Annotated in this window: 13 protein-coding genes; 8 read left to right on the top strand and 5 right to left on the bottom strand. The window is 37.5% G+C overall.

The window, feature by feature from the left end; translation table 11 throughout:
- The first annotated feature begins 198 nt into the window (after nucleotides 1-198).
- The 6 genes from VL047_RS02220 to VL047_RS02245 all read left to right on the top strand — a co-directional run bounded on the left by VL047_RS02220 (nucleotide 199) and on the right by VL047_RS02245 (nucleotide 6,561).
- The gene (locus VL047_RS02220) at nucleotides 199-1,242 is read left to right on the top strand and encodes a hypothetical protein (protein ID WP_325358084.1); all 1,044 of its coding nucleotides are present in this window, start codon (nucleotides 199-201) and stop codon (nucleotides 1,240-1,242) included.
- Nucleotides 1,243-1,365: 123 nt separating this feature from the next.
- Nucleotides 1,366-2,286, top strand: a complete 921-nt coding sequence (locus tag VL047_RS02225) for an outer membrane protein assembly factor BamD (RefSeq protein WP_325358086.1) — start codon at nucleotides 1,366-1,368, stop codon at nucleotides 2,284-2,286.
- 34 nt (nucleotides 2,287-2,320) lie between these two features.
- A complete protein-coding gene (locus tag VL047_RS02230; RefSeq protein WP_325358088.1) occupies nucleotides 2,321-2,659 on the top strand; it encodes a DNA-directed RNA polymerase subunit omega in 339 nt (112 codons plus the stop codon).
- Nucleotides 2,660-2,671: 12 nt separating this feature from the next.
- Nucleotides 2,672-3,880 carry a bifunctional phosphopantothenoylcysteine decarboxylase/phosphopantothenate--cysteine ligase CoaBC gene (gene coaBC, locus VL047_RS02235; protein ID WP_325358090.1) on the top strand — a complete coding sequence of 403 codons (1,209 nt, stop codon included), beginning with the start codon at nucleotides 2,672-2,674 and terminating at the stop codon, nucleotides 3,878-3,880.
- Nucleotides 3,881-3,972: 92 nt separating this feature from the next.
- A complete protein-coding gene (gene recN / locus VL047_RS02240; RefSeq protein ID WP_325358092.1) occupies nucleotides 3,973-5,631 on the top strand; it encodes a DNA repair protein RecN in 1,659 nt (552 codons plus the stop codon).
- 117 nt (nucleotides 5,632-5,748) lie between these two features.
- Nucleotides 5,749-6,561 (top strand): enoyl-ACP reductase FabI, encoded by an 813-nt coding sequence (locus VL047_RS02245; RefSeq protein ID WP_325358094.1) that lies wholly within the window; start codon nucleotides 5,749-5,751, stop codon nucleotides 6,559-6,561.
- Between the two features lie 69 nt (nucleotides 6,562-6,630).
- Here the strand turns inward: VL047_RS02245 and VL047_RS02250 are convergent, their stop codons facing one another.
- The 3 genes from VL047_RS02250 to VL047_RS02260 all read right to left on the bottom strand — a co-directional run bounded on the left by VL047_RS02250 (nucleotide 6,631) and on the right by VL047_RS02260 (nucleotide 11,236).
- Complete coding sequence (locus VL047_RS02250) at nucleotides 6,631-8,031, bottom strand: MBL fold metallo-hydrolase (protein ID WP_325358096.1); 1,401 nt, start codon at nucleotides 8,029-8,031, stop codon at nucleotides 6,631-6,633.
- Between the two features lie 27 nt (nucleotides 8,032-8,058).
- Complete coding sequence (locus tag VL047_RS02255) at nucleotides 8,059-8,529, bottom strand: hypothetical protein (protein ID WP_325358098.1); 471 nt, start codon at nucleotides 8,527-8,529, stop codon at nucleotides 8,059-8,061.
- A gap of 139 nt (nucleotides 8,530-8,668) precedes the next feature.
- Nucleotides 8,669-11,236 (bottom strand): ATP-dependent Clp protease ATP-binding subunit, encoded by a 2,568-nt coding sequence (locus VL047_RS02260; protein WP_325358100.1) that lies wholly within the window; start codon nucleotides 11,234-11,236, stop codon nucleotides 8,669-8,671.
- Nucleotides 11,237-11,425: 189 nt separating this feature from the next.
- Between VL047_RS02260 and ettA the strand changes: the two genes are divergently transcribed.
- The gene (gene ettA / locus VL047_RS02265; RefSeq protein ID WP_325358102.1) at nucleotides 11,426-13,105 is read left to right on the top strand and encodes an energy-dependent translational throttle protein EttA; all 1,680 of its coding nucleotides are present in this window, start codon (nucleotides 11,426-11,428) and stop codon (nucleotides 13,103-13,105) included.
- A 65-nt stretch (nucleotides 13,106-13,170) separates the two neighbouring features.
- On the opposite strand, the gene VL047_RS02270 is transcribed toward ettA, so the two are convergent.
- Together VL047_RS02270 and VL047_RS02275 are read right to left on the bottom strand one after the other, a co-directional pair.
- Nucleotides 13,171-13,791 (bottom strand): ABC transporter substrate-binding protein, encoded by a 621-nt coding sequence (locus VL047_RS02270; protein ID WP_325358104.1) that lies wholly within the window; start codon nucleotides 13,789-13,791, stop codon nucleotides 13,171-13,173.
- A gap of 133 nt (nucleotides 13,792-13,924) precedes the next feature.
- Nucleotides 13,925-14,737 carry a hypothetical protein gene (locus tag VL047_RS02275; RefSeq protein WP_325358106.1) on the bottom strand — a complete coding sequence of 271 codons (813 nt, stop codon included), beginning with the start codon at nucleotides 14,735-14,737 and terminating at the stop codon, nucleotides 13,925-13,927.
- Between the two features lie 114 nt (nucleotides 14,738-14,851).
- On the opposite strand from VL047_RS02275, the gene VL047_RS02280 reads away from it, so the two are divergent.
- On the top strand, nucleotides 14,852-15,970 hold the full coding sequence (locus VL047_RS02280) for a Gfo/Idh/MocA family oxidoreductase (protein WP_325358108.1): 1,119 nt from the start codon (nucleotides 14,852-14,854) through the stop codon (nucleotides 15,968-15,970).
- The last annotated feature ends 134 nt before the right edge of the window (nucleotides 15,971-16,104 follow it).

Below are 16,104 nucleotides of genomic sequence, written 5' to 3' on the forward strand. Positions count from 1 at the left end.
CCTGCTAAACCATCCCCCGGACCTTCCTGCAGCCTGAGCCCGCCGTGTCTGCGCTAATATCATCGAAATAGCGCAGACACAGCACTCTAATTCCCCAACAAGTCCGCTGCCATCTTTTACATGGGCCGGACATGCGTCGGAGAAGGGGGCTAGTATTTATTACAAATTCTGTACTTTTATACTACTATATATAGATACATGGGAACACAAGACATTGAAATATCACGGAAGAAACCAATTTACCCTGTAATTCCATCTTTACAGAAGTATTTACATGTTTATCAACGTGACGCAAAATTGCCATTAACCTACCATGACTTGCTTAGCTTTGATGAAACTGTTCCAGTATTAGATAAAACAGGGAAGGATACTTTATGGGAAACTCCGCTTTACTCGTCCGCAGAAATTGAAAGAATCCATTCCGGCCTGAAAATAATATTTGCCATCTTGAAAGCTTCGGGGAATACACGCATTGTTGAACATAAATATATTGATAGAATTGATTATTGCACATTTGGAAATACACACCCATTTCGAATTCGCATAGTAAATAGGTTAAACGATGTATACGACTACTTCTATGTTAAGCAAACAGATGCGTCTCGTATATATGGATTGGAATTGGAACATATCTTATCGCCAAACCAAGTTAACTATATAGTAGATAGAAAAACATTAATAGAAGAACATATTGCAGGTATACCGGGAGATGTTTTCGCAAACTGGCATTTTGACAAATCCGATTATAATCCGATTCGTATTGCGAAGGAATTTGTAAAATTCAATGAACGTTGCCTGATTACCTTATTAGGAGATATGCGTTCCTATAATTTTGTGATGCAAATTACTCCAGACTTTGATGACTTTCAATTCCGGATTCGGTCTATTGATTTTGATCAGCAATTCTACGAGGGTAATATGAAAATATATTTGCCGCAATACTTCAAAGATAATTACCCCTATGTAAAGCTGGGAATGGACAACCTGACAGAACAATCGGTACGTCAATATCAGCAAGAAGAACGCTCATCACTTGTACATCGTGCAAGAAGTGAACGTCACCGAATTGCGGCATTACGAGATGCCTCTGCACATGATAGAATATCTACTCCGGAAAAGATGGCGGAACTAAGGCAGAATTTAGCTGAGCACTTTAAAGATAAAAACTATTATAAGTGCAAATCAATGACTGATTTAGTTGAATTGAATGTAAAGAACGTAATCAGGCAAATAAAGTTATAGACGCTTTTAATTGTTAAACTTTGTTAAAAGCAAGGTATTGTTTCTTTAATTAAAGTTTTAGCCAATATCTTGGTAGCAAAAAATATAATTGCTACATATTTTTAATTCAACTATCTTTGCAAAATGTTTAAAAACAAACGTATAATACAAACGCTTGCAATATTGTTGCTTGTTGCTGTTGGGTTCTCGGGTTGCAAAAGCAAATTCGAAAAACTACGGGCGAGTAATGATACAGGCAGAAAATACCAAGAAGCGATAAGACTTTATAATAATGGCAAATATACCAAGGCTCTTGTTTTGTTTGATGATCTTGTAAAACTATACAGAGGTCGTCCTGAAGCAGAAGATCTTAACTACTATTTTGCCTTTACCAATTATAAGTTAGGAGATTATGCGACTGCTCGTTTTCATTTTAAATCTTTTACAGATACCTATCCCGGTAGTCCGAAAGCAGAAGAATGCCGTTATATGGCTGCATATTGTTATTACCTGGAATCTCCGGTTTATTCATTGGATCAGGATAACACATTAAAGGCTATTGAATCACTGCAATTGTTTCTAAACATTTACCCAGAGAGTGATCGAGCGGAAGAAGCTTCCGGATTAATCAATGATCTTCGTGATAAATTAGAGCGTAAATCTTATGAGAACGCTAAATTGTACTTAGATATGGGAGACTATCTTGCTGCGGTAATTGCATTTGAAAATTCATTACGTGACTATCCCGATACGAAGTATGCTGAACTTTTAGAATACTATAAAGTAGAAGCTCAATATAAATACGCATTAAATAGCTCTGACCGCAGAAAGGAAGAACGCTTTAGAACAGCCATTGAGTTCTCAGAAGATTTTGTATCTGACTATCCAGACAGTAAATATATAAAAGATGCAAACGAATTTAAAAGTGACGCTGAAAAGAAAATAGTTGCTGTTAAAGAAACGTTAGCTGCTTTAGCTGTTCTTCAAAAAGAAGCTGAAGAAAGAATGAAGAAAAGAGAAGAAGAACAAACTTTAGAAGAAACACCAATAAGTCCGCAAGGATAATTACCCCAAAGCCGCAAGGATAAAAAATAGAAAAATGGAAAACAATCAAGAAAAAGCAATAATTCCAGTACCTACTACTACAGTTACGCGCGATTTACGTACACTGGATGTAAACACCGGTAATATTTACGAATCTATTGTAGTAATTAGCAAACGTGCTAACCAAATAGCTGCAGACGTAAAAGAAGAATTGCATTCTAAACTTGCTGATTTTGCTACTGTTAACGATAACTTAGAAGAAGTATTTGAAAACAGAGAGCAAATTGAAATCTCAAAGCACTATGAGCGTATGCCTAAGCCTACGATATTAGCTATTGACGAATTTCTAAATGACAAGGTTTATTACAGAATCCCAACTCCGGAGCAAGAGTAAATCATAAAAGCTATGCTTAAAGGCAAAAATATCGTCTTAGGAGTTTGTGGAAGCATAGCAGCTTATAAATCAGCCTTACTGGTAAGATTATTAGTTAAGGCACAGGCTAATGTTCAGGTAGTAATGACTCCGGATGCGGTTCACTTTATTACTCCTCTTACACTTTCTGTGCTTTCAAAGAATCCGGTTTTGGTGGATTCTTTTGAATCAAAAAGCGGCGTATGGACCAATCATGTAGAATTAGGCCTTTGGGCTGATGCGCTCATTATTGCTCCTATCAGTGCCAATAGTCTGGCAAAAATTTCAAATGGCCTTTGCGACAATCTACTAACAGCTGTGTATTTATCTGCACGCTGTCCGGTTTATTTTGCGCCTGCCATGGATTTAGATATGTGGGCACACCCCTCTACGCAAACAAATGTTGAACGGCTTTTATCTTTTGGCAATAATCTGATAGCACCTGGTAGCGGAGAATTAGCCAGCGGTCTTGAAGGAGAAGGCAGAATGGCTGAGCCTGAAGAAATCCTTCGATACTTAAATACTACCTTCCAGGAAGAACACGCTCCATTAAAAGGCAAAAAAGTACTGATAACTGCAGGGCCAACTTATGAGGCGATCGACCCGGTTCGCTTTATAGGGAACCATTCGAGCGGTAAAATGGGTTATGCACTTGCTGAAGTATTCCAGCAACTTGGAGCAGAGGTAACACTCGTCAGCGGTCCGAGTTCTCTCTCTACACCCAACCATGTTAACAGAGTAAATATCACTTCTTCAGCAGAAATGTTTCAGGCCTGTTCAGATCATTTTGAAGAAGCATCTATCTTTATCATGAGTGCTGCGGTAGCCGACTATCGCCCGAGAGAAGTGGCTGCTGATAAAATAAAGAAAGATGATGACTCTTTAACTCTGGAGTTGGAGAAGACCACCGATATTTTAAAAACTCTGGGCGCAAAGAAAAAAGAAGATCAGATCCTGGTAGGCTTTGCATTAGAAACCTCTAATGAGCTTGCCAATGCAGAAGTAAAGCTTAAAAAGAAGAACCTGGATTTAATTGTACTAAACTCTCTTAAAGATAAAGGGGCAGGATTTGCCGGCGATCAGAATAAGATAACAACCATTGATTCAACTGGAACTAAGCAGGCATTCGATTTAAAGCCAAAAATTGAAGTCGCAAAGGATATCGCTCAGAAAGTACTTTCTTTATTATCCAACAAGCAATAATACCCGCTTTTCACCTATCCCGAATTTAAGCTTCTTTATGTATCTTTGGCGAAGCGATTAATCTAATCTTTTGATCTGAAACCTATTTTTACATGCTTGCACGTTTGTCTATAAAAAATTACGCGTTAATTGATGAAATCGACATCCAGTTTGCTACAGGATTAAATATCATAACGGGAGAAACAGGTGCTGGAAAGTCTATTATTCTAGGCGCACTATCGCTTATCTTAGGACAGCGTTCAGAAAGTAAATACTTTTACAATCAAGATAAGAAATGTGTAATTGAGGGCTATTTCAATATTGACAGCTATCAAATCAAACCATTTTTTGAAGAGAACGATTTAGATTACGAACCGCAAACCATTTTAAGGCGGGAGATATTCAGTGATGGTAAATCAAGAGCCTTCATTAATGACACACCCGTTAAGTTGGGTTTGCTGAAGTCGGTTAGCGAACGTTTGATAGCCATCCATTCTCAACATGCAACGCTTGAGATCAATAAAGAGTCCTTTCAGTTATTAACGATAGATGGTGTTGCTGAAAACGGGCAACTATTAGCTCAATTCCATAAAACATTTACCGACTTTAATAAAGCGAAAGAATCTTATAATAAGCTTGTAAAGGAATCCGCTCAGCTTAAGTCAGAAACCGACTATCACCAGTTCTTATTTGATGAACTTCAGGAAGCAAATCTACAAGCCGATGAACAGAAGCTTTTAGAAGAAGAATTAAATAGGCTTAGTCATGCAGAGGAAATAAAACGCAGCTTAGAACAAGCGAGTTTTGCATTAGATACACAAGAGCAATCTGCACTTCAACTCTTAAAAGAAGGGTTATCTCAATTGCAGCAATGCGAAAGGTTTTTACCCAGCATTCATGAATTATCTGCTCGTTTAAACAGCAGCATTATTGAACTTAAAGACATCAACGAAGAACTCAATCAATTAGACAATGATACTTTTGTTGATAGCGAGCGTATGCTCATTGTACAGGAGCGTCTAAGTTTAATTTATAAACTGCAGCAGAAGCATCAGGTTAGCACGGTTGAAGATTTAATTCAGCTAAGAGACGAACTGGATGAAAAGATCAATGCAGTGTCAATAAATGATGATAATTTATTAAAACTAAAGACTGAGAAGGAGCGATTGAACCAGCAAGCTTTAGCTTTAGCTGAAGATCTATCAAAACGCAGAACGGATGCCATTCCTTTAATAGAAAAGGAAATTGTTGATTCGTTAACGAAGGTTGGTATGCCGCAAAGCATTTTCAAAATAAAAATCAATTCGCTACCGGCAGGAGAACTTCGCAGCAGTGGGAAAGATGAAGTAGAATTTCTCTTTACTGCCAACCTGGGCCAAGAGCCACAGTCTGTAAGCAAAGTTGCATCGGGAGGAGAATTATCAAGACTCATGCTGGCCATTAAATCACTCATTGCTAAAACATCAGCATTACCAACTATTATATTTGATGAAATTGACACGGGTATTTCGGGAGAGGTTGCCATTAAAGTGGGAGAACTGATGAATAAGCTTACTGAGAACCTGCAGGTAATTGCTATTACACATTTACCTCAAATCGCTTCTCAGGGCTCTTCACATTTCAAGGTTTATAAAGAAGAAAAAGCGAACCATACCCAAACTAATATTCAACTGTTAAATCCGGAAGAACGCATTTATGAAGTCGCACAAATGCTGGGTGGCAAGGATATCAGTGAAACGGCTATTTTACATGCAAAAGAACTACTTAAATAAACAAAAAACTAATACAGAATAAATACTGTTAATAAGCAGACAAAAGGTTGATGTAATTTGGCAGATCAGCAACTTTTTACAACCTTTGGTACAAAATCGAAAATAAAACAATCCATTATGGCATACAATTTATTAAAAGGAAAAAAAGGAATCATTTTCGGTGCGCTAGATGACCGTTCTATTGCATGGAAAACCGCATTAAAATGCGTAGAAGAAGGAGCTGAGATCATTTTAACCAATGCACCTGTTGCATTAAGAATGGGAACAATTGATCAACTTTCAAAAGAATGCAATAATGCACCGGTTATCCCTGCAGATGTAACAAGTCAGACAGATATTGATAATTTATTCGATCAAGCTATTGAGCATTTTGGAGGAGGTGTTGACTTTATCCTTCATTCAATCGGTATGAGTATTAACGTTCGTAAAGGAATTCATTATACTGAAAACAATTACGATTATATGCACAAGGGATTTGATATCTCTGCAATGAGTCTTCATCGCATCTTGCAAACTGCAATGAAAAAAGATGCAATCAATGAATGGGGTTCTGTTGTTGCCCTTAGCTACATCGCAGGTCAACGCGTATTCCCTGATTACAACGATATGTCGGACGCGAAAGCCTTATTAGAAAGTATTGCTCGTAATTTCGGATACCAATATGGTGTTAAGAAACACGTTAGAATCAATACCATCAGTCAGTCGCCAACCCGTACAACAGCAGGTTCTGGTGTAAAAGGTTTCGATGGCTTTGTAGACTATGCAGATAAAATGTCTCCACTAGGAAATGCTACTGCAGATGAGTGTGCTAACTATGCTGTTTCTCTATTCTCAGATTTAACTAAAATGGTTACCATGCAAAACCTTTTCCATGATGGAGGTTTCTCATTTACAGGTGTAAGCCAAAGAATCATTGACGAAATGACTTAATAATATTCTAATATAAAAGCAAAGGCGATTTGGATAGTATCCAAATCGCCTTTCTGCTTTATACACAAGCTAATTTAGCTCAAAAGATTGATGTCGTTCAGGAATTTCTACCTGATATCCCTTTTCAATTAACTTACTTTTAAAAATAAGTTGAGTATCAGGGTCGCCATGAACCAAAAACAACTTCTTTAGCTGAGTTGGATTTTGCTTAGAAATGAACTGAAGTAAATCATTCTGATCACCATGGGCACTCATTGATTGAACGCTCTCAATCTTCGCCTTTACAAAGAACTTCTCTCCAAATATTGACACCATCTCTACTCCTGCCTTTAAACGGCCGGCCAGGGAGCCTGGCTCACTATAGCCCACAAGTAATATCGTATTCTTTGGATCTTCAATGTTGTTCTTAATATGGTGCTTTACTCTACCTGCTTCTGCCATTCCGGATGCAGAAATGATGATACAAGGTTCCTTTCTAAAATTCAAAGACTTAGACTCCTCTGCATCTTCTACAAAGTGCAAGCCCGGGAAGTCAAAAGGATCGTCATCATTTTCCATAACTTTCTGAACCTTTTCATTAAAACTCCAAGGATGTGATTTCACTACCAAAGTTGCTTTTTCAGATAAAGGGCTGTCTACATAAACAGGAACCTTCGGCAATTTTCCGCTCAAACCTAAATTATTCAAGTGGTATAGCAGTTCTTGGGTTCTGCCGACACTAAAAGCTGGAATAATAACCTTTCCACCTTTTTGTACACATGTTTCCTGTATAACACGGTTTAACATGACCTCTGTAGACATCACCTTTTCATGGATTTCATCTCCATAAGTCGACTCCAGTAAAATATAATCTGCCTGACGAAACTCTTCAGGAGACTTTAAAATAAGATCACCGTAGCGGCCAACATCTCCTGAAAAGGAAACCTTAGTTAGCTTTCCATCTTCCATAATATCCAGATGTACCGCAGCACTTCCTATAATATGACCTGCATCGGTGTAAAACAGTTTCACTCCTTTACATAGTTCAAATTCAGTGCGGTATTTAACTGTACGGAAGAGAGAAAGAGCTAAGTAAGCATCCTCTGTATTATAAAGGGCTTCAACGGGCTTTTTACCCTGCTTCAATAAATTCTTATTCAAATAACGAGTATCTGACTCTTGAATGTGGGCAGAATCAAGTAATAATATCTTACACAAATCCCGTGTAGCAGGAGTACAAATAATCTTTCCCCTAAAACCCTCTTTTACCAGCAAGGGCAACAAACCTGTATGGTCAATATGCGCATGAGAAAGTACAACATAGTCCACTTCGCTCGCAACAAATCCAAAATGTTTATTTAAAATATCACTATCTGAACCTCTCCCCTGAAACATCCCACAGTCCAATAGAATAGTGGTGCCGTTTTTCAGCGTAATTAAATGCTTGCTACCTGTTACGGTTTTTGCAGCACCATGAAAAGCTATTTGCATATTATATTATTTCTAAACAATATAAATTTACTTTAATTGTTTAAAATCTACACTAGGAGAATTAAAAAGTCCTTGATAGTCTAAATAGTCTGTAGTAGATAATATAATTTTTGCAACAATATCACCCGTCGGAAATGTTGTCGTTACACCATCATCAGCCAATGGGTCATCAGCATAGATAGTTACCCAGCCTATTGCATAATTTACAGAATAGGCTATACCTTCTGAAGTAGTAGGGAGCACATCGTAAGAATCTTCATCATCAAAACTCAATGCTACGGCAACTCCACCTTGCAGCATATAATACTCGGTTAAGTCTTTAAGTGGAATATCATACGCAATTTTGGCATTTGATACTCGCTCCCAACCGCTAGGATCTAATGTTACGACAAATGCTGTATTGGGATTTTCGTACGTTGGTTGAACGTTGTCGTTTTTATCACATGCAGTTAATCCAATCATTAACAAGGCACACAAAAACAGTAATGGCTTTTTCATATTAAATAGTTTAATCATTTATTAAATAGAGTTTCAAAATTTATAAAGGTTTAATACAAACAATAAGCCAAAACATAAAAAGGCGTGATAAAATATATTTATCACGCCTTTTTTATATACTGACTCTTTATGAGAAGAATTATTTTTCTTCTTTTTTATCGTCTTTCTTAGCCGTTTTCGAACTTACATCCGTAGGCTTATTGGGCTTTGCTTTAACATCTTTCAAGCCTTTTACAACCACCTCATCTTTATCCTTATCAAAAGACACCTCTAGCGTACTGCCGTCAGCCAATTCTCCTTTTAAGATCTCTTCAGCTACCGGGTCTTCCAGATGTTTCTGAATAGCTCTTTTTAAAGGACGGGCACCGAAATTAGAATCGAATCCTTTCTCTGCTATGTAGTCCTTCGCAGAATCTGTTAATTTAATTGTGTAACCCAAACTCTCAATTCTTTCGAATAGTGTTTTCAGTTCAATATCAATGATTTTGAAGATTTCTTCTTTTTTCAATGAATTAAATACAATTACATCATCAACACGGTTTAAGAACTCAGGTGCAAAAGTACGTTTCAACGCATTTTCAATAACACTTCTTGAATGTGCATCCACTTGTCCGCTTTTTGCACTAGTCGTAAATCCTACTCCTTGTCCGAAATCTTTCAATTGTCTTGCACCAATATTAGAAGTCATGATAACGATTGTATTCCTGAAATCTACCTTTCTTCCTAAACTATCGGTCAGTTGCCCTTCGTCTAACACCTGAAGCAGAATATTAAATACATCGGGATGTGCTTTTTCAATCTCATCCAACAGAACTACTGAATAAGGTTTTCTACGTATTTTTTCAGTTAACTGACCACCTTCTTCATAACCAACATATCCTGGAGGCGCACCTACTAAACGTGATATGGCGAATTTCTCCATGTACTCACTCATGTCAATCTGAATAAGAGCATCCTCCGTATCAAACATAAATCGCGCTAGTTCCTTTGCAAGTTCTGTTTTACCAACTCCCGTAGGTCCTAAGAAAATGAATGATCCAATTGGTTTCTTAGGATCTTTTAATCCTGCACGAGTACGCTGAATAGCCCGAACCAATTTCTGAACAGCTTCATCTTGTCCAATGATTCTCTTCTTCATGGCATCACCCATTCCAAGAAGTTTCTGACTATCCGTTTGTCCTACACGCTGAACAGGAATACCAGTCATCATCGACACAACTTCAGCAACATTATCATCTGTTACCGTATAACGTTTTGTTTTAGTTTCTGCTTCCCAAGCACTTTTCTCCGTTTCAAGCTCTTCCAATAAGCGTTTTTCTGTATCACGTAATTTTGCTGCCTCTTCGTATTTTTGACTGCGAACTACCTTATTCTTCTCATCTTTAATCTCTTCGATCTTTTGTTCGATATCAATAATTGTTTGCGGTACGTGTATGTTGTTCAAATGAACGCGTGACCCTGATTCATCTAATGCATCAATTGCCTTATCCGGTAAAAAACGATCGGTAATATAGCGGGTTGTTAACGACACACAGGCTTCAATAGCTTCTGGAGTATAAGTAACACCGTGGTGTTCTTCGTATTTATCTTTAACTCTATTTAATATTTCTATTGTTTCTTCTTGCGTTGCCGGCTCCACTAAAACCTTTTGGAAGCGACGATCCAAGGCGCCATCTTTTTCAATAAATTGACGGTACTCGTCTAGAGTCGTTGCTCCAATACATTGTATTTCTCCACGTGCCAAAGCAGGTTTAAACATGTTAGAAGCATCCAATGATCCGGAAGCTCCTCCTGCACCAACGATTGTATGAATCTCATCAATAAACAAAATCACATCCGGTGACTTTTCAAGTTCATTCATAACAGCCTTCATACGCTCCTCGAATTGGCCACGGTATTTTGTTCCTGCAACCAAAGAAGCCAAATCTAATGTAACTACTCGTTTATTAAAAAGCACACGAGAAACCTTACGCTGAACAATACGTAATGCTAAACCCTCTGCAATAGCAGATTTACCCACACCCGGCTCTCCAATTAAAATTGGATTATTTTTCTTACGACGGGAAAGAATTTGAGAAACACGTTCTATCTCCTTTTCTCGTCCGACAATAGGATCCAATTTTCCGTCTTCAGCAGCTCGCGTTAAATCACGGCCAAAATTATCCAGAACCGGTGTCTTTGATTTAATATCTGACACCTTTTTAGGCTGGCCATAATCCTCTTCCCGGTAATCTTCATCTCCGGCAGCAGAACTTGCCTGATCAGATATTTCTGTACGGTTCTGTTCTACTTCAGCTTTAAATACGTCGTAGTTAATATTATACTGTTGAAGTATTTGAGATGCAATATTATCCTCGTCTCTTAAAATAGACAATAGCAAATGTTCAGTGCCAATAACATTACTCTTAAATATCTTTGCTTCTAAATAGGTAATCTTCAATACTTTCTCTGCCTGTTTAGTTAATGGAATATTTCCTAAATTAGCACTGGTAACTGAAGTTCCTTTTACAGCCTCCTCAATAGAGCGGCGCAATCGTGATGTATCTACTCCATTAGTATCGAGTATCTTAATCGCCATTCCATCCCCCTCTCTGATAAGACCTAATAATAAATGCTCGGTGCCAATATAGTCGTGCCCAAGTCTTAACGCCTCTTCCCTACTGAAAGAGATTACGTCTTTTACACGTGGCGAGAATTTCGCATCCATAAGTTTCCTTTTTTTTAATTGCTCTAATATATTAATTATTCAATTAAACAATTACAGCTTTTAATCATTCAACAAGAATTGAGCCATAGCCGACGCAATGACATTTAATTGGCAAAATTCTAAGATTTTTAAAAAAATGGCGCCAAATCACTAAATATCACGATATTTGAACTCAAAATATCAGAAAATATGTCAGAAGAGAAAATCATTTTTTCGATGGCTGGAGTAAATAAAATCTATCCACCACAGAAACAAGTTTTAAAAAACATTTACCTGTCGTTTTTCTATGGTGCCAAAATTGGTGTCATCGGACTTAACGGTTCAGGAAAATCCTCCCTTTTAAAAATCATTGCAGGCATCGATAAATCTTTTCAAGGAGAAGTCGTTTTCTCACCAGGCTATTCAGTTGGTTTATTGGAACAAGAGCCGCATCTGGATCCTGACAAATCAGTTCGGGAAACTGTTGAAGAAGGCTGTGTAGAAATCATTTCGATATTAAAAGAATACGAAGAAACAAACGAAAAATTTGGCCTGCCCGAGGTTTATGAAAACCCGGATGCTATGGATAAATTGATGATACGCCAAGGCGAACTTCAAGATAAAATTGATGCAATGGGGGGATGGGAACTGGATAATAAGCTGGAACGTGCCATGGATGCACTTCGCTGTCCGGAACCTGAAACAAAAATTTCAACCCTTTCGGGAGGTGAACGCCGCCGTGTTGCCCTATGCCGTCTTTTACTTCAAGAGCCCGATGTTTTATTGCTGGATGAACCCACCAACCATTTAGATGCTGAATCAATTGATTGGCTGGAACAACATTTACAACAATATAAAGGAACTGTTATCGCTGTTACACATGATCGCTATTTCTTAGATAATGTTGCGGGCTGGATACTAGAACTTGATCGAGGTGAAGGTATTCCATGGAAGGGTAACTACTCTTCGTGGCTTGACCAAAAAGCAAAACGCTTAGCACAAGAGGAAAAGACTGAGAGTAAACGACAAAAATCTTTAGAACGTGAATTGGAATGGGCACGTATGGCTCCAAAAGCGCGGCATGCTAAATCAAAAGCCAGATTAAATAATTACGAGAAACTGGCCTCCGAAGAAACAAAGGAACGCGAAGAAAAACTGGAACTTTTTATTCCTCCCGGCCCTCGCTTAGGAAATATTGTAATTCAGGCCGATAATATCAGTAAAGCTTACGGACATAAAGTCTTGTTCGAAAATCTAAGCTTTTCTTTACCTCCTGCAGGTATTGTAGGAATTATTGGGCCCAATGGAGCAGGTAAAACTACTTTATTCAGATTAATTACCGGACAAGAACAGCCCGATACAGGAACTTTTAAAGTTGGAGAAACGGTAGCTTTGGGCTATGTGGACCAAATGCACAATGATTTAGATGCAGAGAAATCTGTCTGGGAAAACATAACCGACGGTCTTGATAATATCCAATTGGGAAATAAAACAATCAATTCAAGAGCTTATGTATCAAAATTCAACTTTAACGGTGCCGATCAACAAAAGAAAGTTGGCGTAATTTCAGGCGGAGAGCGCAACCGCGTTCATCTGGCTATTACTTTAAAGAAAAGCTCAAATGTCCTTTTATTAGATGAGCCAACCAACGATATTGACATCAATACCTTAAGAGCCTTAGAAGAGGGATTGGAAAACTTTGGTGGATGTGCGGTAGTTATTTCTCACGACCGTTGGTTCCTAGATCGCATCTGTACACATATTTTGGCTTTCGAGGGAGATTCAGAAGTGTATTTTTTCGAGGGGAATTATTCAGATTACGAGGAAAATCGAAAGAAAAGACTTGGCGATATAACACCTAAAAGAATTAAATATAAAAACATCGTTTAAAGTTCACCATTTTAACAGACAAAATGCCAGTTATTTAGGACACCTGATAGCTGGCATTTTAATTTCTATACCTCAAACTGAATCCAAGATTCACCATTCCCTCCAAAGGTTAAGTATTGAGGGTAGATAATTTCTGCCAATATTTCCACATCATCAGCTATTCTTGAACTAAATCCGCTAAAATTATTCTTTCCATTAATTAAATAAACTCTGTTTTTCTTAATGGCATTTGCATGCTGCCATTCCTCCATCGAAAGAAAAGTGCCTAACTTACCAAAAAGACCCTCCATCTGATCAGAGATAATAAGCAATACATCCGGGTTAAAAGCTTCTTCTTCATTACCAGCGTAAAACTTGGAACCGGCAATCTTTAAAATCTCTTCCAGGTAATCATTGCTCTCAACAACCATTGGATCCAACTCACTTAAAACCAAAACAGAAGGCTTTTGATCTTCGCCAATAAATTTAAGTTTATGTTGAACCAAATTAATGCGTTCTTCCAGATCAGCAACTAAGTCTGCTGCAACATCAATTTTTCCACCATCAATACCGACCTGTTGAACCCATTGAAACAAATCTTCTTTGGATGCAACCGAATCATAGGCATCAGCTAAATGCGCGCTTACAGGTTGTGATAAATCCAATTTTGAAACTATATCTGATAGGAGAGGAAGTGTTAAACTCATTTCTTAAAATTAGACAACAAATGTACAAAATCACACCTAGCATTAAAATTATAAGAAAACAAAAAAACGTCTTCAGGAATTCTGAAGACGTTTCTGCAATAAGATATTATAGCTCTAATGGCTTTTCAATACCTTATTTTAATGTTACTGTACGACTGATCGATACATTATCTCCTGATAAAGTATCTCCATTTTGATCAACCAATGACAAATCAACTGTTAATTCACCTTTGGGTGCATTAAGAATCTCATATGGTCCCCAGTTGTCCAAAACAAAGTCAGTTCCATTAATCGTAGCTTTTACTTTATTTCCATCTTTCAAATCTGTATTCCACACATAGAAATCTAACAATACACGTTCTGTATCAGCACCTGTATATTCTCCTTTTGGTCTGCTATAAAATAAAGAAGGCTCAGTAGGAAGAGGAAGATCGCTAAGAGTTCCATTTTCATCAATCTTAAAGTGCTTTAAAACTGCAGCTCCTTCTTCTTTAATTGATTCATGGTATGAACGAGATAGGAAAGATAATAGATAATGTTCTGTTCCCAATTTTACCATTGCAGTATTTTCCGGTTTGTATAGAGCAGCATAAGGCTTATTATCTAAAATAAAGTGAATATGCTGTCCTTCTTTAGAGTTTGCCATATGATCTGCATTCATATCATCCGTATGCTCTGTTAAAGTATAATTTTTTACATCATATTTAACGGTAATACGAGCAGAGTCAGTTCCAACTTTTTCAGAAGTAATTGAGCTGATTCCTAAAGTAGCTCCAGGGAATGCTTTTGAATCTGCTACAGGAACCACTTGTATTTCCTGAGTTGCAGCGGTATCAGCTGCATCTGTATTATTTTCAGCAGTTTGTGACCCAGAATTACAAGCTGTAAAGCTGGTTGCAGCCAATGCCAATGCGATCAAACTTAAATTTAAATTTTTTTTCATCATGTTTTTTTTACTGTTAACATTGTTCATAACGTATAAAAGTAATAATTGTTTACATATATATAACTATATTTAGATATTCAATACACTCTATGCTAACATTATAAAACATTAATTATGAATACACGTCGCGACTTTCTAAGAAAATTTACCGTTTCTGCATTTGCCATACCATTAATACCTAACTATAGCTCAACAGCTTTGGAAGAGCTGTACGGTTCTATAAATGAAGGACCTGTACTCCGAGTAGCAATCATGGGCTTAGGTAGCTATGGCACTCGTGTGGCTGAGGCTATGCAGTCAAGCAAGAGAGCCAAACTAGTAGGTGTTATAAGCGGAACTCCTTCAAAAGTTAAAGATTGGCAGGCGAAATACAATATCCCTGAAAAAAATTGTTACAATTATGAAAACTTTGATCGCATTAAAGACAATCCAGATATCGATGCGGTATATGTTATAACACCCAACTCTTTACATCATGATCAGGTCATCAGAGTTGCTAAAGCAGGGAAACATGCAATTTGTGAAAAACCCATGGCCATCAATGCCAAAGAAGGACAGGAAATGATTGATGCTTGTAAGCAAGCGAATGTTAAACTACTAGTTGGCTACAGAATGCATTTTGAACCACATACATTAGAAATCATTCGCATGAGAAAAGATGGAGAATTGGGTAAGATTATGTTCTTTCAAGGATTATGCGGCTTTAGAATAGGAGATCCTACACAATGGCGCTTAAGCAAAGAATTGGCGGGTGGCGGCTCAATGATGGACATTGGAATATATGCCATTAACGGTGCAAGGTATATGGTTGGAGAAGAACCAATTTGGGTAACTGCACAGGAAACGAAAACAGACCACGTAAAATTCAAAGAAGGCGTTGATGAAACGATCCAATTTCAACTAGGCTTCCCGAGTGGAGCAGTGGCCTCTTGTTTATCAACCTACAGCATGAATTATCTAGATAGATTTTTCCTGAACGGGGAAAGAGGATTTGCTGAATTAAATCCTTCTACAGGCTATGGACCAATAAAAGGACGTACAAATAAAGGTGAGATAGATAAACCACACACAGTACATCAGACAGTACAAATGGATGCAATGGCAAGTATTATTTTTGACGGAACAGAACCTGTAGTTCCTGTTAATGGAGAAGAGGGATTGAAGGATTTAAAAATAATTGACGCCATCTATTTAGCTGCAAAAACGAATCAGAAAGTTCCTTTGAAATTATAAGCTGACATACAACTGTAGTCGCAAAAACTATTTGGTATATTTCTGATAATTAACGTTTTGTTGATAATTAAATAATATTTATCTGTCCTTTTTAAGTTATATTGTCACTTATCTTTGGTAAGCGAGGTAAACCT

Source organism: Albibacterium sp. (assembly GCF_035514885.1).
Lineage (GTDB): Bacteria > Bacteroidota > Bacteroidia > Sphingobacteriales > Sphingobacteriaceae > Albibacterium.